The sequence below is a fragment of the Janthinobacterium agaricidamnosum NBRC 102515 = DSM 9628 genome, assembly GCF_000723165.1.
In the GTDB taxonomy this organism is placed as follows: domain Bacteria; phylum Pseudomonadota; class Gammaproteobacteria; order Burkholderiales; family Burkholderiaceae_D; genus Janthinobacterium; species Janthinobacterium agaricidamnosum.
Genome location: NZ_HG322949.1, coordinates 4,778,124 through 4,799,019, shown reverse-complemented (window position 1 = coordinate 4,799,019; position 20,896 = coordinate 4,778,124). Strand labels below are relative to the sequence as shown.

15 protein-coding genes are annotated in these 20,896 nt (G+C 59.6%); 9 read left to right on the top strand and 6 right to left on the bottom strand.

Annotation, left to right across the window (positions count from 1 at the left end; all coding sequences use genetic code 11):
• The first annotated feature begins 6 nt into the window (after positions 1-6).
• The 7 genes from xdhC (at position 7) to GJA_RS20545 (ending at position 11,320) form a co-directional block, all read left to right on the top strand.
• Entirely contained in the window at positions 7-1,068 is a 1,062-nt protein-coding gene (xdhC, locus tag GJA_RS20575) for a xanthine dehydrogenase accessory protein XdhC (protein WP_038496030.1), read from the top strand.
• A gap of 28 nt (positions 1,069-1,096) precedes the next feature.
• Positions 1,097-2,413 carry a guanine deaminase gene (gene guaD, locus GJA_RS20570; protein WP_038496027.1) on the top strand — a complete coding sequence of 439 codons (1,317 nt, stop codon included), beginning with the start codon at positions 1,097-1,099 and terminating at the stop codon, positions 2,411-2,413.
• Between the two features lie 31 nt (positions 2,414-2,444).
• Positions 2,445-3,902 (top strand): adenosine deaminase family protein, encoded by a 1,458-nt coding sequence (locus GJA_RS20565; protein ID WP_038496025.1) that lies wholly within the window; start codon positions 2,445-2,447, stop codon positions 3,900-3,902.
• Positions 3,903-4,653: 751 nt separating this feature from the next.
• Positions 4,654-7,050 (top strand): TonB-dependent receptor, encoded by a 2,397-nt coding sequence (locus tag GJA_RS20560; RefSeq protein ID WP_038496024.1) that lies wholly within the window; start codon positions 4,654-4,656, stop codon positions 7,048-7,050.
• 194 nt (positions 7,051-7,244) lie between these two features.
• Positions 7,245-8,969, top strand: coding sequence for a bifunctional metallophosphatase/5'-nucleotidase (locus GJA_RS20555; protein WP_242404594.1), 1,725 nt, complete (start codon positions 7,245-7,247; stop codon positions 8,967-8,969).
• Between the two features lie 33 nt (positions 8,970-9,002).
• Entirely contained in the window at positions 9,003-10,229 is a 1,227-nt protein-coding gene (locus GJA_RS20550) for a phospholipase D-like domain-containing protein (protein ID WP_038496022.1), read from the top strand.
• A gap of 23 nt (positions 10,230-10,252) precedes the next feature.
• Positions 10,253-11,320 (top strand): S1/P1 nuclease, encoded by a 1,068-nt coding sequence (locus GJA_RS20545; protein WP_038496020.1) that lies wholly within the window; start codon positions 10,253-10,255, stop codon positions 11,318-11,320.
• Between the two features lie 77 nt (positions 11,321-11,397).
• Here the strand turns inward: GJA_RS20545 and GJA_RS20540 are convergent, their stop codons facing one another.
• The 4 genes from GJA_RS20540 to GJA_RS20525 form a co-directional block, all read right to left on the bottom strand.
• Complete coding sequence (locus GJA_RS20540; RefSeq protein WP_038496018.1) at positions 11,398-12,369, bottom strand: ABC transporter permease; 972 nt, start codon at positions 12,367-12,369, stop codon at positions 11,398-11,400.
• Between the two features lie 4 nt (positions 12,370-12,373).
• On the bottom strand, positions 12,374-13,456 hold the full coding sequence (locus GJA_RS20535) for an ABC transporter permease (RefSeq protein WP_422567935.1): 1,083 nt from the start codon (positions 13,454-13,456) through the stop codon (positions 12,374-12,376).
• Complete coding sequence (locus GJA_RS20530) at positions 13,450-14,979, bottom strand: ABC transporter ATP-binding protein (RefSeq protein ID WP_038496014.1); 1,530 nt, start codon at positions 14,977-14,979, stop codon at positions 13,450-13,452. Before GJA_RS20530 ends, GJA_RS20535 begins: the two co-directional genes overlap by 7 nt.
• A 96-nt stretch (positions 14,980-15,075) precedes the next feature.
• Positions 15,076-16,071: a BMP family lipoprotein gene (locus tag GJA_RS20525; protein WP_038496012.1), complete on the bottom strand. Its 996-nt coding sequence runs from the start codon at positions 16,069-16,071 to the stop codon at positions 15,076-15,078.
• On the opposite strand from GJA_RS20525, the gene GJA_RS27530 reads away from it, so the two are divergent.
• Positions 16,070-16,495: a hypothetical protein gene (locus GJA_RS27530; RefSeq protein ID WP_144241605.1), complete on the top strand. Its 426-nt coding sequence runs from the start codon at positions 16,070-16,072 to the stop codon at positions 16,493-16,495. The two genes, GJA_RS20525 and GJA_RS27530, sit on opposite strands and share 2 nt — an antisense overlap.
• Positions 16,496-16,667: 172 nt before the next feature.
• The gene (locus GJA_RS20520) at positions 16,668-18,962 is read left to right on the top strand and encodes a TonB-dependent receptor (RefSeq protein WP_051781191.1); all 2,295 of its coding nucleotides are present in this window, start codon (positions 16,668-16,670) and stop codon (positions 18,960-18,962) included.
• 66 nt (positions 18,963-19,028) lie between these two features.
• Here GJA_RS20520 and GJA_RS20515 read toward each other — a convergent pair whose 3' ends face one another.
• Positions 19,029-19,937: a LysR family transcriptional regulator gene (locus GJA_RS20515; RefSeq protein WP_038496010.1), complete on the bottom strand. Its 909-nt coding sequence runs from the start codon at positions 19,935-19,937 to the stop codon at positions 19,029-19,031.
• A gap of 46 nt (positions 19,938-19,983) precedes the next feature.
• On the bottom strand, positions 19,984-20,895 hold the full coding sequence (locus GJA_RS20510) for a pseudouridine-5'-phosphate glycosidase (protein WP_038496007.1): 912 nt from the start codon (positions 20,893-20,895) through the stop codon (positions 19,984-19,986).
• Position 20,896: the final 1 nt, after the last annotated feature.

Below are 20,896 nucleotides of genomic sequence, written 5' to 3'. Positions count from 1 at the left end.
GGCGCGATGAATCAGTGGCTGATCAGCGATCCCACCACACCGGCGGTGCTGGTGACGGTGGCCATGGTGGAAGGGTCCGGTCCGCGCGAACCTGGCGCCAAGATGCTGGTCACCGATACTGCCCTGTACGACACGATAGGCGGCGGCCACCTGGAAATGCGCGCTATCGAGATCGCCCGTGGCTTGCTGGATGCGGATGTGGATAACAGCCCGGTGCGGATCGAACGCTTCGCGCTGGGTCCAAGCCTGGGTCAATGCTGCGGCGGCGTGGTCTACCTGGCGTTCGAACGCAGCGATGCGGCGCTGGGCGCGGTACTGGCCGCGTTGCAGCAGCGCCGCCACGAAGATAGCTGGCGCGTGACGGCGATCGACGAACCGGCGGTGGCCGTGTTGTTCGACGCCGGCGGCCAGCTGATTTGCGGCAAGCCGGGCGCAGCGCCGGCGACCTTTTCACGCGAGCGCGGCACCCACCTGGTGCGCGACGCATCCGGCCGGCGCTGGCTGGTCGATCCCTGTCTTGCGCCGCGCGCTCACCTGACTTTGTTTGGCGCAGGTCATGTCGGGACCGCGATTGTGCGCGCGCTGGCCAATTTGCCTTGTAATATTACGTGGGTCGATGAACGCGAAGACATGTTCCCGGCCGCCTTACCGGCCAATGTACGGGTGGTAGCGTCGGATACGCCGGAAATGCTGGTCGCTGCGGCGCCCGCCGGCGGCAGTTTCCTGGTGATGACCCACAGCCACGCGCTGGACCAGCGGCTGACCGAAGCCATCATGGCGCGGCCGGATAGCGGCTGGTTCGGCTTGATCGGTTCGATGACCAAGCGCAAGCAATTTGAACATCGCTTGCAGGCGCGTGGGGTGCCGGCCGAACGCATCGCGGCGATGGTGTGTCCGATCGGCTTGCCGGGCATTACGAATAAGGCGCCAGCGGTGATCGCCGCCTCGGTGTGCTGTCAATTATTGATGGTGTGGGAAGAGCAGGCCGCAGCCAGCAGCGCCGTCCCGCTGAGGCTGGTTGCCGGTGGTGGTGGCGGAAGCAGGCTGCGCGCCATTGCACCCGTTTGAGTATTCGAGAACAATCAGAAAGTATCCCATGTCGACATCAGCAACACTGCAAGCTTACCGTGCCAGCTTGCTGCACTTTCACGCCGATCCGGCTTTCAGCGAGCAGCAAGCCCATGACTGGTTGGAAGATGGCTTGCTGATCGTCGAAGACGGCAAGATCCGCGCCGCCGGCGATTACGCCGCGCTGCACGGCAGCTTGCCGCCTGGAACCAACGTGCACGATTACCGCGGCAAGGTGATCATGCCGGGCTTCATCGATACCCATGTACATTTCCCGCAAACCGATATGATCGCGTCGCCGGCGCCGGGGCTGCTGCCGTGGCTGGAAACCTATACTTTCCCGACCGAGCGCCAGTTTTCCGATCCGCGGCATGCGCGCCAGGTGGCCGAATTCTTCCTTGATGAACTGCTGCGCTGCGGCACCACCACGGCCATGGTGTATGGCAGCGTGCATCCGGAATCGGTGGATGCATTCTTTGCCGCCAGCGAGGCGCGCCAGTTGCGCATGGTGGCCGGCAAGGTGATGATGGACCGTAATTGCCCGGACTTCCTGCGCGATACCGCCGACAGCGGCGCACGCGACAGCGAAGCCTTGATCCAGCGCTGGCACAAGCGCGGCCGCGCGCTGTACGCGATCACGCCGCGCTTCGCGCCCACCTCGACCGACCGGCAATTGGCCCTGGCCGGCGAACTGGCGCGCGCCTATCCGGACACGTATCTGCAAACCCATGTGTCGGAAAACGAGGCCGAATGCCAGTGGGTGCAATCGCTGTTCCCGCATGCGCGCAGCTACCTCGACGTGTACGACCAGTACGGCATGCTGCGCCCGCGCGCGATGTTCGGCCATTGCATCTGGCTCAACCAGCGCGACCGCGAGCGGATGGCGGAAACCCGGTCGGCGGCGGCGGTTTGCCCGACCTCCAATCTGTTTCTCGGCAGCGGCTTGTTCGACTTCGAGCGGGCCGATGCGGCGCGGATGCTGCTGTCGCTGGCGACCGATGTCGGCGCCGGCACCTCGTTCTCGATGTTGCAAACCATGAATGAAGCCTATAAAGTAGCGCGCATGAAAGGCAGTTACTTGCCGGCAATGCGAATGTTTTACCTGGCGACGCTGGGCGCGGCGCGCAGCATGCAGTTGGAAGGCACGATCGGCAATTTTGTCGTCGGCGCCGAAGCCGACTTCATCGTGCTCGACCCGCAAGCGACACCGTTGCTGGCGCGCCGCACGCAACGTTGCGACAGCCTGGAAGAATTGCTGTTCGCGCTGGCGCTGCTGGGCGACGACCGCGCGGTCGCCGCCACTTATGCCAACGGCCGACGGGTACATGTACGCGAGGCTGCCTGACCGATAACGTTTGATCAACCGAGAACCATTCATGCAAAAGAAAATCGCCAGCCTGATGCTGACCCTGGCCATGTCCGCCGCCTTGCCGCACGGCGCCTGTGCCGCCAGCAATGAAGAAATCACCAAGCGCTATTTCGCGCAGCTGGTCGGCGGGGCCAAGCCCAGGGAAGCCGAACTGACGATGTTCTTCACGATGATGCCGAAAGGCGGCGATTTGCATCACCATTATGTTGGTGCCCTGTATGCCGAGCAATTTCTGGAATGGGTCGACAAGGAACACTATTGTGTCAACAAGGCCACTTATCGGATTGAAACCAAGCCGGACGTCATCGCTGCCGAGCAAGCCAAAGCGCCGGCCGAACGTGGCTGCGTGTCGGGCGCCGACGTGATGAACGACAACACCTTGCTGGCAAATCTGTTGCAGCGCTGGTCGGACAAGGATTTCTACAACCACAGCACCCAGCAATCGCCGCCGGACCGCCAGTTTTTCGATACCTTCGGTTATTTCGGTCCGGTTGGATCGACCAATGCGCATGACGGTTTGTTGCGCCTGAAGCAGCGCGCGATCCAGGAAAACCTGAGCTATATCGAAACGCAGTTTGAACTGGCGCCATTTACGCTGAACGCCGCGTTCGACCAGCAGGCGCTGGCCAGCGGCGTCAACGATGCATCGCTGACGGCGCTCAGCGCAGCGCTGGAACAGGATGCTTCTTTCCAACAAGCTATCCAGGCTTATCTGGACCATGTGAAAACCAGCAGCGCCGGTATCGACGACGCCGATTTCACGCTGCGCTACCAGGCGTATGTGCTGCGCTTCCTGTCGCCGTCGCAAGTGTTTGCGTCGATGTTGTCCAGTTTTAAGATGGCCAGCCTCAGCCCGCAAATTGTCGGCGTCAATATCGTCGGCCAGGAAAGCGTGAATGTCTCGATGCGCGATTACGAGATGCACATGCAGATGTTCAAGTTCTTGAAAAGCAAGTATCCGACAGTGAAGCTGGCGCTGCACGCCGGCGAGCTGGCGCTGGGCACGGTGCCGCCGGAAGGCCTGACCTTCCACATCCGCGATGCGATCGAGGTGGCTGGCGCCAACCGCATCGGCCATGGCATGGATATCGCGCATGAAAGCAATGCCTTGGGGATCATGAAGGAAATGCGCGAACGCGATATCCCGGTGGAAGTCAATTTGAGCAGCAACGAATTCATCCTCGGCATCAAGGGCGAAGCCCATCCGGTGACGCTGTACCGCAAATATGGCGTGCCGTTTGTCATTTCGACCGACGATGCGGGCGTGTCGCGTAATAATCTGTCCGGCGAGTATGTCTTGTTTGCCAGCCGCTACAAGACCGATTACGCGGAAATCAAGAAGTTGTCCTATAACAGCCTGCGTTATTCCTTCTTGAACGATGCGGATAAACAACGTTTGATCAAGCAGCTCGACGGCCGCTTTGCCAAATTCGAGGCGGCGATTGCCACTTCATTGCCAAAGTGATGTCACGCAACGCTGGTATATAAGTCAAGGATCTGGCGGCGAACTCTGTGGCGCCAGATCCGTGATGGATGACATGTCATTAATAAAATATTTCTGATGTCGCAAAAGTAAATTCTGACAAACACACACGCGTGTTGTCATTCAACATCATCCTGCTGCTGTCCCGCAGCCACCCAGGCGTTCCTCACCGCATCAGTCTGCTGACGGTTTTGTGGTCTTTATACTACAAAAAACAGATATCTTTATTCCCTTGCTATCGTTTTCCTATGAAACAATTTCAAGCTACATGGGCTCATTTATAATCACGCGCTTATGGCGTGTTAGATGCTAGATCGAAAGAAAAGTGCTGGGGAATCGTATTATTTATATGATTTACCTATAATTCCACAAGAAAAATCGAATTTGTCATCAATTACCCATTGAGGCATAGTGGGTTTTTATGCTCAAAAAAACAGCAATTCTATTGCTTTTTTGACTGGTTTCACTTTTCCAACAGAATGTTTGCAGCTCGAAGTTGTATGTCATTAATCGCCGGGCCATGTCATCGGGGCGACATATTTGCTAGTTACAATTTCGGGTTGATATTGTTACTTCACTTCCAAGAGAGGTTGGAGTGAGCTTGTAGCAGCTTGTTTATAAACAAAAATTTACCACTTAAATAAGTTGGTTTTTTCATAGGTAGCGGTGTTTCGGTTGAGGTATCGCCCATCCTAATTGTTGAAATCACAATAACGTCCTATAGGGAGTTTTGATGCAATCCGTTTTTCAGAAAAATCCAAAGCTACGCTTGAGCCTGGTAGCCTTGGCATGCCAGATGGTATGCCTCGGCGCCGCCCATGCCGAAGCGGCACCCGACACGGATGCCAAGCCAGCGGCCGGCGTGGTCACCATTACCGGCAAAAAAGTCGGTATGGGCTTGATGGTGCAGGAAGATGTACCTAAGGCGCGCAGCACCGTGACAGCCGAGGAATTGGCCAAGCAGCGTCCAACCGGCAATGCATTCGATGCATTGACGTTGATGCCATCGGTTAATACCTACAGCTACGACGGCACCGGTTTGTTTGGCGGCGGCCTGACACTGCGCGGTTTTAACAGCGATCAAGTCGGCGCGACCATCAATGGCGTGCCGGTCAACGACTCGGGCAGCTTTGCGGTTTATCCCCAAGAATATGTTGACCTGGAAAACACCTGCTCGGAATTCGTGACCCAGGGTTCGACCGACGTCGATTCGCCGCAAGTCGGCGCGACCGGCGGCAACTTCGGTATCACCACTTGCGATCCGGAAGATAAATTCCGTTTCCGCGCTGCCCAGACCTTGGGCCAGCTGAATTTGCGTAAAACTTATCTGCGCGTCGACACCGGCCGTTTTGCGAATGACCGCGCCAAGGTATTCCTGTCGTACTCGCATGCTGATGCGGACAAGTGGAAGGGCGCCGGCAAGGCTGTGCGCGACCACGTCGATCTGGGCTTCAACTACGACTGGGATCGCTTCAACTACATTCACGGCACGGTTCTGTATAACAAAGCCGTCAATAACAATATCAGCACTTTCAGTCTGGCCGACTTGAAAAAGAATGGCTATTACTACGACTATTCGACCACCTTCATCGGTCACGCTCCGGCATCGCCTGGTGTCGGCGTCAGCGATCCTTCGCAAGCGACGGCCGATTCGTACTACAAGCTGGCGCTGAATCCGTTTGAAAACGTGATTGCCTCGGCGACCGCGAAATTCCGCATCGGCGAAGATACCGATATCAAGGTTACTCCTTACTACTGGTATGGCTACGGCACCGGCGGCACGCAGCAGCGCCTGGTTTCCGAAAGCGGTTTCCTGAATCCGGCTACCGGCAAACTGAACGCCGGCGTGGACTTGAACGGCGATGGCGACACCAAGGATTCGGTGATCGTGTATGCAGGCAGCGTGACGCGCACCCAGCGTCCGGGCATCACCACGTCGGTGTCGCATAACTTCGCCAATCACCAGGTATTGGCGGGCTTCTGGTATGAACGCGCCACCCACACGCAAACCGGTCCGATCCAGCTGGTCGATGCCAACGGCAATCCATCCGATATCTGGAAGCGCGATGGCGCCATTTTGCGTCCGGACGGCACGCCATATCAAACCCGTGACTGGGCGACGATCAGCACCGCTTACCAGGCATTCTTGCAAGATACCGTATCCTTCCTGGATGACAAACTGCTGGTCAACGTCGGCGTGCGCAACCCGCACGTCAAGCGCGACTTCACCAACAATCCGAACGAAGGCACCAATTCGGCGATCGGCTACCACTACGAGAAGTCGTACTCGGACCTGTTGCCGCAGTTCGGTGTGCGCTACCGTATCACCAACGATGACCAATTGTTTGCCAGCCTGGCGAAAAACTTCCGCGCGCCGCCTAACTTCGTGTTCGCCACCACCGGCAAGAACATCGTCGTGTCGCCGGACGGCACCGCGACCCTGGTCAGCGATGTAAAGCCTGAAACCGCGTGGAACCTGGATATGGGTTACCGCCATCAAAGCAACCTGATCACGACGTCCGCGACCGTGTTCTTTACCGAGTTCAAGAATCGCCAGGCTAACGCCACCGATCCGAACACCTTGACCAGCACCTACACCAACGTGGGCAATGTGCAAAACAAGGGTTTCGAACTTGAGCTGGGCAACACACCTATCAATGGCTGGTCGGTGTATGGTTCGCTCGGTTACCTGAGCACCAAGATCAAGAACGATATCGCTGCCGGCATTGATGCCAACAAGGCGGTCATCTACCTGCCAACCACCGGTAACCAATATCCTTTGGCGCCAAAGTGGAAAACCGGTTTGAGCCTGTCGTATGAAACCAATGACTGGTACACCCGCCTCAAGGCCAAGTACACCAGCAAGCAGCAAGCCACGCTGATGAACGACGAAGAAGTTCCTGGCTACACCACGGTGGACCTGGATGCGGGTTATCAATTCCCGACCATGGGCGCTTTCAAGACACCCAAGCTGACCTTCAACATCTCCAACCTGTTGAGCCGTCAGTATCGCAACCCGACCGGCCAGCAGCAAAATGCGCTGACCTATGGCGCGATCAAGGGTTCGACCGTGTTCTATAACCTGGCCGCACCACGCCTGGTATCGGCAACCCTGCAAGTCGACTTCTAAGCAACAACATGAGCCCCGCAGCATTTGCTACGCTGCTGCGGGGCTTGTGTTTGAAGTAAATTCCTAACAGGCCTGCGGGCCTGTTTTTTATTTGTCGATTCAATATTTCCATTAGTCATGCTTGAGTATATTGTTCAGTATTTTCAAGCATGGCCTCCTCAACAGGCCTGGTCCAGCACCGGAGTGTCTCGTTCATGAAATTCTTTTCCCTATCGTCCACCTTGCCTGGTTTGCCCATGCGTTTCACAACGCTGGCCGCGCTGGCGCCGTTGCTGGCCTTGTCTGCTTGCGTCACCTTGTCGCCGCCGGTCGCGCCGCTGGAAATCAACCTGGTCGCCTTGAATGATTTCCACGGCAACCTGGACAGCAGCACCTTCAGCTACACCAGCGCGGCCGGCAAAGCTGATACGGTGCGCGCCGGCGGCATCGATACGCTGTCCGGCGCGTTGGCGGCCTGGCGCCGCGAAGACCCGCAATTGATTTTTGTCGGTAACGGCGACCTGGTCGGCGCCAGTCCGGCCATGTCGTCGATGTGGGCCGACGAACCGAGCATCGTCGCCATGAATATGCTGGGCATGAAGGCCAGCTCGGTCGGCAACCATGAATTCGACCAGGGCCGGCTGGAATTGCTGCGCCAGCAAAACGGCGGCTGCGACTCGCCACGGCCCGACAAGGCTTGCCAATACCGCCCGGATTATCGCGGTGCCCAATTCACTTACCTGGCCGCCAACGTGATCGACAGCAGCACCGGCAAACCCTTCATGCCGGCTTACCGCATCGAACAGGCGCATGGCATCAAGGTTGCTTTTATCGGCGCGGTGTTGCGGGACACGGCTTCGGTGGTGGTTCCTTCCGGCATCGCCGGCTTGCAATTCATCGATGAAGCCGACGCGATCAACCGCGTGCTGCCGGAATTGCGGGCCCAGGGCGTCGGTGTGTTCGTCGTCTTGCTGCATCAGGGGGGCAATACCATCGATGCCGTCGACCAGACCGATTGCAACCATCTGACCGGTCCGGTGGTCGCCGTGGCGCAGCGCATCGATCCCGCCGTGCGGCTGGTGATCAGCGGCCATTCCCACCAGGGTTATCTGTGCCGCGTCGGCGGCAAGCTGGTGACGCAAGCCGAGATGGGTGGCCACATGCTGTCGCGCATTAAACTCAGTATAGATCCAGCCAGCAATCGCGTGCGCGATGTCAGCGCCAGCAATGTGGTGATGCAGCAGGGCGCGTATGCGCCCGACCCGGCCGTCAGTGCTTACTTGCAGGCGGTGAAACAGCGCAGCAAGGCCGAGCTGTCGCGTCCGGTGGCCCGCATCGCCAGTAGCACGGTCAGCAACGACCCGGCCGGCAGCGGCGAGTCGGCGCTGGGCGATGTGGTGGCCGACAGCACCTTGTTCGGTGCGCGGGCCAGCGGCGCCCAGATTGCTTTCATGAATAATGGCGGCATCCGCACCAATCTGGAAGCGGGTGCCGGTTCGGTGGCCAGCCTGGGTCAGACCCAGATGGTGCTGCCCTTCGGTAACACGCTGGTGTTGATGGACTTGAGCGGCGCGCAAATTCGCCGCTTGCTGGAACAGCAGTGGCAAGATGCGGAGGCGTCCGACGGCGGCTTGCTGCAAGTGTCGGACGGTTTCAGTTATCGTTGGGACAGTCAGCGCCCGCTGGGCGCGCGCGTGCTGCCGGACAGTATCAAGTTGCATGGTGTTGCGCTGGACGACCGGCAAAGCTACCGGGTCGTGGCCAACAGCTTCTTGGCCGAAGGCGGCGACAAATTTTCGATCTTTGCCGAAGGCAAGGCGCGGCTCGATAGCGGCGTGCGCGATATCGACGCGCTCAACGATTACCTGACCGACCAGGCGCGTCGCGGTAAACCGGCCGGCCTGGCCACGCCTGCCGGGCGCATCCAGCGTGCCCCATAATCATTCATTCACCCCCACCGAACAAGGAATACCATGCGCCGTTTTTTACTTCCTGCTGTACTGTCCACGCTGTTTGGCCTGGCCGGCAGCGCCCATGCCGACTTCACGATACCGGGTTTTGAACTGGTGCAAACCGCACCGCTGGAAACTACCTTGAGCAATAGCGACTTGCGCAACCCGGTCGCCGTATGGAGCGAGTTGTTCGATTCGGCCAAGAAAGAAATCGTCATTGCCCAGTTCTATGTGGTCGGCAAGCCGGGCAGCGCCTTCGACCAGGTGCTGGCCAGCCTGACGGCGGCCGGCCAGCGCGGCGTCAAGATCCGTTTCTTGCTGGACCAGAAAGGCGTCGGCTTGTCGGAAGCGCCGACCATTGCCCAATTGAAGGCGATTCCGAACCTCGAATTGCGCATCATCGATTACAGCAAGCTGACCGGCAATGGCATCGTGCACGCCAAATACCTGGTGGTCGATGGCCAGGCGGCCTATGTCGGCAGCCAGAATTTCGACTGGCGCTCGTTTTCGCACATCCATGAAACCGGCCTGAAAATTACCGAGCCGGCCATGGTCAGCCAGGTGCAGGCGATCTTCGACCAGGATTGGCAAGCGCAAGCCGTCAGCGCCCAGGGCGCCCGCGTGACGCCGTTGAACGGCAAGGTGGTGGCCGCCGACTATGCACAAAAAGATTTCTTGCTGGCTAGCCCGAACGCTTACAACCCGCCCGGCGTCGGCGATTCCGAAACCGGCTTGCCGGCCCTGCTGGCTGAAGCCAGGAATGAAGTGCGTATCCAGTTGCTCGACTATGCGCCGCTGTCCTACGGCCCGAACCGCACCCGTCCATACTACGCTGTGATCGACAATGCGCTGCGCGCGGCGGCCAACCGCGGCGTCAGGATCAAGCTGATGGTGTCGAACTGGAATACCGAAGCGCCGGCGCTGGCTTACCTGAAAAGCCTGGCGATCTTGCCGAACGTGGAAATCAGGATCGTCACGATCCCGACCGCATCGACCGGTTTTATCCCGTTCGCGCGCGTGATCCACAGCAAGACCATGAGCATCGACGGCAAGCTGGCCTGGGTCGGCACCAGCAACTGGTCGGGCGGTTATTTCGACTTGTCGCGCAACCTGGAAGTGGTGATGCGCAATGAAAAAATGGCGCAGCGCCTGGCCGCGCTGCATCAGCAAGCGTGGGATTCGGCATACGCCCAGCCGCTCGATATCAATAAGGATTATCCAAAACCGGCCAAGGCCAGCCCGCAATAATCCATTCGATGACAAGGTATATCATGAAGAAATTATTATGCGTGCTGGCACTGGGCAGTGCCTTTGCGGCCGGCAATGTCATGGCTTGGGGCAATGACGGCCACCGTGTCGTCGCTGCCATCGCCGATCAATTGATCAAGGGCAGTAATGCTCAAAAGCAGGTTGCGGCCTTGCTGTTGCCGGGTGAAAGCCTGGAGAAGATCGCCAACTGGCCCGATTGCGTCAAGGGCACGTATTGCGGCCCGCAAACCGACGAAATGATCGCCTACGTGGTCGCCAATCCGCAGCACGGCGAATACCATTACACCGATATCCCGTTCCAGGATACGCATTACCATGACGGCGCCGCCGGCAGCGCCGCCGACGATATCGTGCAAACGCTGAAGCAGGCCATTTCTGTGTTGCAAGGTAAGGATGAGGCGGCCAGCAATCCGCACCATTTCAGCAAGCGCCAGGCCTTGATTCTGATTACCCACATGACTGGCGACATCCACCAGCCGCTGCATGTCGGCGCGGCGTATGTCAGCAAGGATGGCCGCTTTGTGGTGCCGCTTAGCAAGGCGCAAATCGATGATGTGGTGATCTTCAATGCGCGCGGCGGCAATAATTTGCTGCTGGACGACGCCAGGCTGAGCGTTTCATCCGGCAAGCTGATCCCGGCCGCAGCCGCCAGGGAGGGCGCCGAAGTCAAGGCGGTCTCGGCCGCTCCGAAACCGGCCACCAAACCCTTCCATTCTTATTGGGATACGACGGTGGTCGATTATGCGATGCGCCGCATCGGCGCCCGCACGCCGGACCAGTTCGCCGATATCGTGATCGCCGGAAAACCTGCGGTGGCCGGCAATAGCGGCGATCCGGCGACCTGGCCGTACCAGTGGGCCGACGATGCGCTGGCCGCGGCCAAGCTGGCGTATGCCGATGTGGCGGCGGGCCCGGCCACGCTGCAAACCAGCCGCAAGGGCGACAGTTATCCGGTGTGGGCGCTGCAAGTGCCGGACAACTATCCGGAGCCCAGCTCGGCGCTGGCCAAGAGCCAGCTGATCAAGGGCGGTTACCACCTGGCGGCGTTGTTGCAGGCGATTTGGCCGTAAGGCCGTTGCTTCGGCGGCAGGGGGAAGGATACGAAGTACACCGGAGAGCGCAGCGGCTCTCCGGTGTGGGCATCAAATCAGCGCGATTTGATGAATGGCGTGCCGAGCGATTTCGGCGCCACCGATTTGGCCATCAGGCCGGCCAGCACGATCACGGTCACCACGTACGGCACCATCTGGATCAGCGAACCTGGAATGCGGCCGATGACCGGCAAGTCCACGCCTTCGATCTGGATCTGGATCGCGCTGAAGAAACCGAACATCAGGCAGCCGAGGAAGGTGTGGAAGGGACGCCAGTTGCCGAACACCATTGCCGTCAGCGCCAGGTAACCGGCGCCGGCCGACATGTCGCGCAAGAAAAAGCCGCTTTGCACGATCGCCAGGTAGGCGCCCGAGAACGAGCACAGCACGCCAGCCACCAGCATGGCGATATAGCGCTGGCGTTCGACGCTGATGCCGGCCGCATCGGCCGCATGCGGGTTTTCGCCGCAGGCGCGCAGACGCAAGCCGAAACGGCTGTGATACAGCAGCCAGTGCACCAGCGGCACCAGCAGGAAGGCGAGATACACCAGCACCGAATGGCCGCCGATCAAATGACCGTAGAACCAGCCGAGGAACGGCACGCCATGCAGGTAGTGGGCGCCTGGCAGGACCACGTCGAACAGGCGCGCATCGCCCAGGTCCGGCGTGCGACCGCCTTGCTGGAAGAAAAACTGCGCCAGCACGAAGGTCAGGCCGCTCATGGCGATGTTGATGGCGATGCCGGCCACCAATTGGTTGCCCTTCTGGGTGATGCTGACATAACCTTGCAGCAAGGCCAGCAAGACGCACACCAGCATGCCGGCGGCCATGCCGTACCAAGGGTTCTGGGTGCTGTAGGCCACCGCCGCCGAGGTGAAGGCGCTGGCCAAAATCTTGCCTTCCAGGCCGATGTCGATGACGCCGCTGCGTTCGGCGAACAGGCCGGCCATGGCGGCAAAAATCAGTACCGGCGCGTTGCGCACGGTCGATACCAGGATGCTGGCGAAATGAAAGTCGTCGAGTGTCATGCTGTTATCCCTTGCGCCGTTTCAGCAGGGCCGTTATGGCCGGTGCGTAAAAGTTTTCCATCGCACCGCAGAACAGGATGATCAAGCCCTGGATGAAGATGAAGGTTTCAACTGGAATATTCGGTTTTTCCAGCGACAAGTCGAAGCCGCCCTGGATCAGCGCGCCGAACAGCACCGCCGACAGGAAGATGCCGAGCGGATGCTTGCGGCCCATCAGCGCGATCGCGATGCCGATGAAACCGGCGCCGCTCGGGAAGTTCATGCTCAGGTAATGGGTCGAGCCCATGATGGAATTGACCGACGCCAGGCCGGCCAGGCCGCCGGAAATCAGCATCACGACGATGATCATCTTGCTGATCGAAATGCCGGCGTAATGCGCCGCATCCTTGTTCTGGCCGGTGGCGCGCAGCTTGTAGCCCCACGCCGAACGCGACACCAGCACGCCGTAAATCACCAGCGCGCCGATGGCCACCAGGAAGCCGACGTTCAGCGGCGTGTCGCCCAGGATCGGGAACCAGGTATTCAGGCGCGGCATTTCGCCGCTGGCCGCGAATACGCGGCTGGCCGGGTTTTGCTGGCCGTCCGGGATCAGGTATTTGACGATCACGAAGTTCATCAGGCTGGCGGCGATGAAGTTGAACATGATGGTGGTGACCACGATGTGGCTGCCGCGTTTGGCTTGCAGGTAGCCGGGAATGAAGCCCCACAGCGCGCCGAACAGCGCCGCGCCCAGCATCGCGGCCGGGATCAGCGCCCAGGCCGGCCAGGTCGGGTCGAACGCCAGCATCGCCAAGGTCAGGCCCAGGCCGCCGAAATACATCTGGCCTTCGCTGCCGATGTTGAACAGGCCGGCATGCATCGCCACCGATACCGACAGGCCGGTGAAAATGAAGGTGCTGGCGTAGAACAGCGTGTAACTCAAGCCTTCCGGATTGAGGATCGCGCTATTGACCAGGATCGACAGCGATTCGACCGGGCTTTCGCCCAGCAGGTGGATCACCAGCGCCGCGACCAGCAAGGCCGACAGCAAGTTTAAAACGGGCATGACAAAGGCTGTCGCCCAGCGTGGCAAGTCGTTATTCATGATTTATGCATCCCCCCCATCAGCAAACCAATGCGGGTGGTATCGAATTCTTCAATCTTCAGTTCCCCGGTGATGCGTCCGCCGCACATGACCAGAATGCGGTCGGCCAGCGCCCGCACTTCTTCCAGTTCGACCGACACCAGCAAGATCGCCACGCCCGAGTCGCGCAGCGCCAGCAATTGTGTATGGATGCTTTCGATGGTGCCGATGTCGACCCCGCGGGTCGGCTGGCCGACCAGCATCAGCTTCGGCTGGGCCAGCACTTCGCGCGCGATCACCACTTTTTGCTGATTGCCGCCGGACAGCAGGCCGATGCGCAAGTCAGGATTGGCCGGACGTACGTCGAACGCTTTCAGCAAGTCGGCGCAGCGCGCGCCGATGGCCTTGTAGTCGAACAGGCCCCAGCGGTTTTTCAAGCGCTCCTGGTAACCCAGGATGGTGTTTTCCGTTACCGAAAAATTCTTGACGACACCGTCGCGCAAGCGGTCTTCCGGGATATGGGCGATGCCCAGCTCGCGGAAGGCCAGCGGCAAGCCGTCGGCGTCGCTGCGTTTGTCGAACGGCAAGTCCTTGCCGAGGAAGGCGACCTTGCCCGAGCTTGGCAAGCTCATGCCGGACAGGATATTCATCAATTCGCTCTGGCCATTGCCGGACACGCCGGCGATGGCGACGATTTCGCCGGCCCGCACGGTAAAGTTGATATCGGCCAGCAATTTGACTGCTTGCTCGTCGGATAATTGCAAGTCGCGCACGTCGAGCACGCTATCGCCCGGATAGTACGGCGCGCGCGGCAAATGGCTCTGGATCGGACGACCCACCATCATGTTCGCCAATGCCTCTTTCGAGGTGGCCGCGGTGTCCACCGCGCCGACGACTTTGCCGCCGCGCATCACAGTGACGCTGTCGGTGATGTCCATGATCTCTTGCAGCTTGTGCGTGATCAGGATGATGGTCTTGCCTTGTTCCTTGAACAGGCGCAGGATTTCAAACAGCGACGCGGTTTCCTGTGCGGTCAGCACGGCGGTCGGTTCGTCGAGGATCAGGATATTGGCGCTGCGGTAAATCTGTTTCAGGATTTCAACGCGCTGTTGCGCGCCGACCGACAGATCTTCGATCTTGGCCAGCGGATCGACGTCGAGCCGGTAGCGTTCGCAAATCTCGCGCAGTTTCGCTTCCGTTTCGGTGCGCCGGGCTTTCAGCTTGAAGCCGCCTTCGGTGCCCAGCATGACGTTGTCGAGCACGGTGAAGTTTTCCACCAACATGAAATGCTGGTGCACCATGCCGATGCCGAGACGGATTGCTTCCTGGCTGTTGCGGATCGGCTGGACGTGGCCGTCGAGCAGGATCTCCCCGCCATCGGCGCGGTAATATCCATACAGGATGCTCATCAAGGTCGATTTGCCGGCGCCGTTTTCTCCCACCAGGCCATGAATGGCGCCCTTGGCGATCGAAAAACTGACGTCGGTGTTCGCTTTCACATGTCCAAAATGCTTGGAAATGCCGCGAAATTCTACTGCTGGCTGCATAGGCTCATTACTGGATAGTTTCATGGAAACGCGCCGCTCGGGGACGAACCCCGGCGGCGCGCTTAACGCTCGATTGACACTGATAAACGTGAGGGTTTAAACCGGGCAGCTATTGCCGACGCGGTAATCGATGACCTTGACCTTGCCATCGATGATGTTCTTACGCGCTTCGAGGACGCGCTTTTCGATTTCCGGCGTGATCAGCTTGCGGTTGTTTTCATCCAGCGCCCAATCGACGCCGCCTTCTTTCAAGCCTTTATTGGTCACGCCGGCTTTCCAGGTGCCATTCTTGACTTGCATGAAGCTGTCGTACACGGCATTGTCGACCCGCTTGACCATCGAGGTCAGCATGGTGCCAGGATACAGATGGTTTTGGTTGGAATCGACGCCGATCGCCAGCTTGCCTTTTTCCTTGGCTGTCTGCAACACGCCCATGCCGCTGCCGCCCGCCACCGCGAACACCACGTCGACGCCGCGCTCGAATTGCGAACGGGCCAGTTCACCGCCCTTGGCCGGATCGTTCCAGGCGGCGGACGTGGTGCCGACCATGTTCTGGGTGACATCTTCTTTCGGATTGATCGACTTCACGCCTTGGGCGTAACCGCAGGCGAAGTTGCGGATCAAGGGAATATCGATGCCGCCGATAAAGCCGACCTTCTTGGTCTTGCTGGCCATCGCGGCGGCGACGCCGACCACGTAAGAGCCTTCTTCTTCCTTGAACAGCACCGAGTTGACGTTCGGGCCGGTGGCCGTGCCGTCGATCAGGACGAATTTCACGTTAGGAAATTCCTTGGCGACTTTTTGCACCGCCTGGGTTTGCGAAAAGCCGATCGAGGCGATCAGGTCGAGTTTTTTGCGGGCCAGGCCGCGCAATACCTGCTCGGCCTGGGTATCGCTGGATGCCTGCACTTCGATGAAGGAAATCTTGGTGTCTTTCTTGAAGCGCTCGGCGCCTTCGAAAGCGGATTGGTTGAACGACTTGTCGAACTTGCCGCCCGCGTCATACACGATGCCCAATTTGGGGTCAGCAGCGGACGCGCCAGCCGATAAAAACAAGGCTGCGATCGTCAAACTAAATTGTGTAAGTTTCATGAATTGGCTCCTGGAAGATCGATATTGTATATTTTTATTGGCTGAAACATCTAATTTGCCCCTCCGGATTGCCCCATTTCATCCTTTTGCAGAGGCAAACCCGCTCAAATTCGTCCGCGAGCGGCGGCGTGGCGCCAGCACATGCGCCCAAGCCGGTGCAAGCCTGACGTTTTATCTTGTATCTCCGTTACAACAGATTTTGTGCCGAAAGAATTATTTTCGGCTGTTGTTTTTTTTGCCGCGGCGCTGTCGTCGCATTGCCTTAATGGCAGCATTTTTGCGCCGGCACAAGCGGTCTCGCCGCCATGCCGCCACGCTGAAAAGCGTGATGGCTCCTCACTATGCATCAGCAAATATATCGACGACAAATACGATTTTATTTGTGTATTTATATGAAATTTATATGAATCAGCTGAACCTGTAATTGTTTTCAAGGCAAAAAATTACGTGTTAGCATCGCTTTCAGTTTGCCTATTTCACAAACTAAAATCCTGCCTTCTTCAATCCGCCAGCCCATAGTCAGCCTGCAAGCAGTGCATGGCGGCGCCGCGGAGCACGTATTTCTAAACCGATGTTTTACCAATAGGAGTTGTTTCATGATGAAACCGCATGGTGCGATGGTGCGCCGTAGTTTGATCGCTTTGGCCGTGGCGGCCGCATTCCCGCTGCAAGCCGCGATGGCGCAACAGGTTGCAGCCGCAGGCGCAACCCAGGATCAGGCCCAGGCGGCCACCTCGTCCAGCGCCGGCCAGCTGGAAACCGTGATCGTCACGGCGCAGCGCCGCGCCGAAAACATCAAGGACGTGCCGATGTCGATCGCCACCCTGAAAGGCGACAAGCTGGACGTGCTGACCGCCGGCGGCCAGGATATCCGTTTCCTGAACGGCCGCACGCCGAGCGTGTCGGTCGAGTCCGACTACGGCCGCACCTTCCCGCGGTTTTATATCCGCGGCCTGGGTAATACCGACTTCGACTTGAACGCGTCGCAGCCGGTCGGCCTGGTAATGGATGACATCGTGCAGGAAAACGCGATGCTGAAAGGCTTCCCGGTATTCGACGTCGACCAGGTCGAAGTGCTGCGCGGCCCGCAAGGCACGCTGTTCGGCCGCAACTCGCCGGCCGGCGTGATCAAGTTCGATTCGGCCAAGCCGGTGTTCAAGACCGAAGGCTACCTGAGCGGCGGTTTCGGCAAGGATGGCGTGAAAAACCTGGAAGGCGCCTACAACCTGCCGATCAGCGACACCGTGGCGGCGCGCTTCTCGGCGCAATCGCAGCACCGCGACGACCGCGTGCACAATCCGCGTCCGACCGGCACCCGCGACTTCGAAGGCTACGCCGACAATGCGGCCCGGCTGCAAGTGCTGGTCAAGCCGACCCGCGATTTCCAGGCCTTGTTCAACGTGCATGCGCGCGACCTGCACGGCACCGCGACGCTGTTCCGCGCCAATATCCTGAAGCAGGGCAGCAACGACCTGGTCGACAACTTCGATTACAACTCGTATCCGACCGACGGTATCAATGAGCAGCGCCTGAAAACCAAGGGTGGCAGCATGCGCCTGAAGTGGGACCTGGATGGCGTGACGCTGCATTCGATCACCGGCTACGAAAAGCTCGACTTCTACAGCCGCGCCGACGTCGACGGCGGTTTTGGCGCCGCGTACGCGCCGCCGATGGGCCCTGGCTTCATTCCGTTCGTCGTCGAAACCGCCGACGTGATCCCGAATCACAAGCAGATTTCGCAGGAATTCCGCGCCGAGTCGAACTACAAGGGCCCGCTGCAATGGATCGCCGGCCTGTTCTACTTCAAGGAAGACATCCAGATCGACAGCATCAGCTTCAACAGCCTGGCGCCGGGCAATCCGCAAAATACCGGCTATGCGACGCAGAACCAGCACGCCAAGTCGTACGCCGCCTTCGGCTCGCTGAACTACACCGTGTCGGACCGCCTGAAGGTGCGCGGCGGGGTGCGCTACACCACCGACAAGAAGGACTTCTCGGCCAGCCGCATCGAATCGACCGCCACCGCCGGCCCGTTCATCATCGACGACACCTCGCATAACGTCAGCTGGGACTTGAGCGGCACCTACACGCTGGACCGCGACACCAACCTGTTCGCGCGCATCGCCACCGGCTACCGCGCGCCATCGATGCAGGGCCGCCTGAACGGCCTGGGCGACCGTCCGTCGTTCGCCGGCGCCGAAAAAACCATTTCGTATGAAGCGGGTGTCAAGCAGGACCTGTTCGACAAGCGCGCCCGTGTCAGCGCCAGCGTGTTCCAGTACCGTGTAAAAGACAAGCAATTGACGGCCGGTAGCGGCGCGGTCAATATGAACCAGCTGATCAACGCCGACAAGGTCATCGGCCAGGGCGTGGAACTGGACTTCCAGGCCAACCTCAGCGACGCCTGGAGCATGACGCTGGGCGGCAGCTACAACCATACCGAAATCAAGGACGGCAAGCTGTTCGTGCAAAGCTGCGGCAATGCGCTGAACAATCCGGCCAGCGGCTGCAGCGTGACCAACCCGGTCGGACCGTTCGCCGGCACCGCCCTGATCAACGGCAATCCGCTGCCGCGCGCGCCGGAATGGCAAACCAACTTCACGCTGAAATACAGCGTGCCGCTGGCCGATGGCGAATTCTTTGCCTACACCGACTGGGCTTACCGCAGCAGCTACAACTTCTTCCTGTATGAAGCCAAGGAATACAAGGCCAAGGAATTGCTGGAAGGCGGCTTGCGCTTCGGTTACAAATGGAGCCGCTATGAAGTGGCGGCATATGGCCGCAACATCACCAACCGCATCCAGGCGCTGGGCGCGATCGACTTCGACAACCTGACCGGCATCTTGAACGAACCGCGCACCTACGGCGTGCAGTTCAAGGCGACGTTCTGATCCTGTTGTCCTGGCTTTGCATCGTAAAGCCCCGCGTCGAACGATGCGGGGCTTTTTTTGCGGCGCTTATTTGCCGCCGGCCACCGGGTTGATGATATTCAAAAACGCCCTGACCACCGGCGCATCGTCCAGCGTGGTGTAGCTGATGTACAAATTGGCGGACGGCGGATTGCTCTTGATCGGCAAGAACACCACGCCGGGCCAGCCGATGCGGCTGGTGGTTTCCGGCACCAGCGTCACGCCGAGGCCGGCGCCGACCATCGCCAGTAGCGTTTGCGGCTCTGACGCCTCCTGGAAAATCACCGGCTGGAAGCCGGCCTTGATACAGCATTGCACCAGGTAGCGCGGGAACGCCGACTTGTCCAGCGTCAGCGTCAGCATCGGCTGCTCCTTCAGGTCGATCAATTCGATCGTCGCCTGTTTCGCCAGCGGATGGTGCTCGTTGATGGCGACGCAGACATTCTCGCGGAAGCACAATTCCTGGCGCAGGTTGTCGTGTTTCAGGTCGTCGTCGTTGAGTTTCGGCTCGCGCCAGAAACCGACGTCGATCTGCTTGGCGCGCAGCGCTTCGTATTGCACCGTCGGCCCCAGCTCATGCAGGGTCCAGCTGACGCGCGGGAACTTGGTCTGGAATTCTTCCAGCAGGCTGGGGATCGGCCCCCACATCGCCGAACCGACGATGCCGACCCGCAGCCGGCCCACTTCGCCGCGGTCGATCTGGCGGATGGTGTCGATCGTCATGCGCATCTTGGCCAGCAGTTCCGAAGCCTCGCTCATCAGGGCCTTGCCGGCCACGGTCAGCTCGAAGGTGCGGGTGGTGCGGGCGAACAGGCGCACGCCCAATTCGCTCTCCAGTTTCATGATTTGCTGGCTCAGCGGCGGCTGCGAAATATGCAGGCGCTCGGCGGCGCGGCTGAAGCTTTTTTCTTCGGCGACGGCCAGGAAATACTTTAACTGTTTCAGGTCGATGGACATGGGTGGCTATGGCTTCCTGCAAGAACAAGATGAATTCACTTGTACTTTACTTGCTCTGCAGCGCAACCGCCAGTGCCGCGCCGACGCGGGCATTGTTTTTGACCAGCGCGATATTGGTGGCCAGGCTGCGGCCGTCGGTCAATTGCTTGATGCGCGCCAGCAGGAACGGCGTGACTTTCTTGCCTTTCACGCCTTGCTGTTCGGCTTCCTGCAACGCCTGGGCCGTGATCGCATCGATTTCTTCCTTCGGCATCGCGTCGGCCAGCGGCACCGGATTGCTGACCACCACGCCGCCCTTCAAGCCCAGTTGCCACTTGGTGCGGATGAACGACGCCTGCTCGGCCGGGCTGTCGATCCGGAAATCGGCGTTGAAGCCGCTTTCGCGCGTAAAAAAGGCGGGGAAGCCGGCCTGGCCGACGCTGAGCACCGGCACGCCGTGGGTTTCCAGGTATTCCAGCGTCAGGCCGATGTCGAGGATCGACTTGACGCCGGCGCACACCACCGCCACCGAGGTGTGCGCCAGTTCCTGCAAATCGGCCGAAATGTCGAAACTGGTTTCGGCGCCGCGGTGCACGCCGCCCAGGCCGCCGGTGACAAACACCGAAATACCGGCCAGTTCGGCGCAAATCATGGTCGCCGCGACGGTGGTGGCGCCCAGTCTTGCTTGCGACAGCACGAACGGCAAGTCGCGCCGGCTGACCTTCATCGCATCCGGCGAAGTGCCCAGCAATTCCAGTTGTTGCTCCGATAAGCCGATGCAAATCTTGCCGTCGATGGTGGCGATGGTGGCCGGCACGGCGCCGGCCTCGCGGATGATGTGTTCGACCTCGCGCGCCATCGCGACGTTTTGCGGATACGGCATGCCGTGCGAAATGATGGTCGATTCGAGCGCCACCACAGGCAGGCCGGCGGCGCGGGCGTTGGCGACTTCGCTGGAAAACGATAAGAATTGGTGCATG

Coding starts and splice junctions, on each gene's coding strand:
- GJA_RS20550 (WP_038496022.1), top strand. CDS start 9,003: ATGCGCCGTTTTTTACTTCCTGCTGTACTGTCCACGCTGTTTGGCCTG.
- GJA_RS20545 (WP_038496020.1), top strand. CDS start 10,253: ATGAAGAAATTATTATGCGTGCTGGCACTGGGCAGTGCCTTTGCGGCC.
- GJA_RS20510 (WP_038496007.1), bottom strand. CDS start 20,895: ATGCACCAATTCTTATCGTTTTCCAGCGAAGTCGCCAACGCCCGCGCC.
- GJA_RS20540 (WP_038496018.1), bottom strand. CDS start 12,369: ATGACACTCGACGACTTTCATTTCGCCAGCATCCTGGTATCGACCGTG.
- GJA_RS20565 (WP_038496025.1), top strand. CDS start 2,445: ATGCAAAAGAAAATCGCCAGCCTGATGCTGACCCTGGCCATGTCCGCC.
- GJA_RS27530 (WP_144241605.1), top strand. CDS start 16,070: ATGAATTGGCTCCTGGAAGATCGATATTGTATATTTTTATTGGCTGAA.
- xdhC (WP_038496030.1), top strand. CDS start 7: ATGAATCAGTGGCTGATCAGCGATCCCACCACACCGGCGGTGCTGGTG.
- GJA_RS20555 (WP_242404594.1), top strand. CDS start 7,245: ATGAAATTCTTTTCCCTATCGTCCACCTTGCCTGGTTTGCCCATGCGT.
- GJA_RS20560 (WP_038496024.1), top strand. CDS start 4,654: ATGCAATCCGTTTTTCAGAAAAATCCAAAGCTACGCTTGAGCCTGGTA.
- GJA_RS20520 (WP_051781191.1), top strand. CDS start 16,668: ATGATGAAACCGCATGGTGCGATGGTGCGCCGTAGTTTGATCGCTTTG.
- GJA_RS20515 (WP_038496010.1), bottom strand. CDS start 19,937: ATGTCCATCGACCTGAAACAGTTAAAGTATTTCCTGGCCGTCGCCGAA.
- GJA_RS20530 (WP_038496014.1), bottom strand. CDS start 14,979: ATGCAGCCAGCAGTAGAATTTCGCGGCATTTCCAAGCATTTTGGACAT.
- GJA_RS20525 (WP_038496012.1), bottom strand. CDS start 16,071: ATGAAACTTACACAATTTAGTTTGACGATCGCAGCCTTGTTTTTATCG.
- guaD (WP_038496027.1), top strand. CDS start 1,097: ATGTCGACATCAGCAACACTGCAAGCTTACCGTGCCAGCTTGCTGCAC.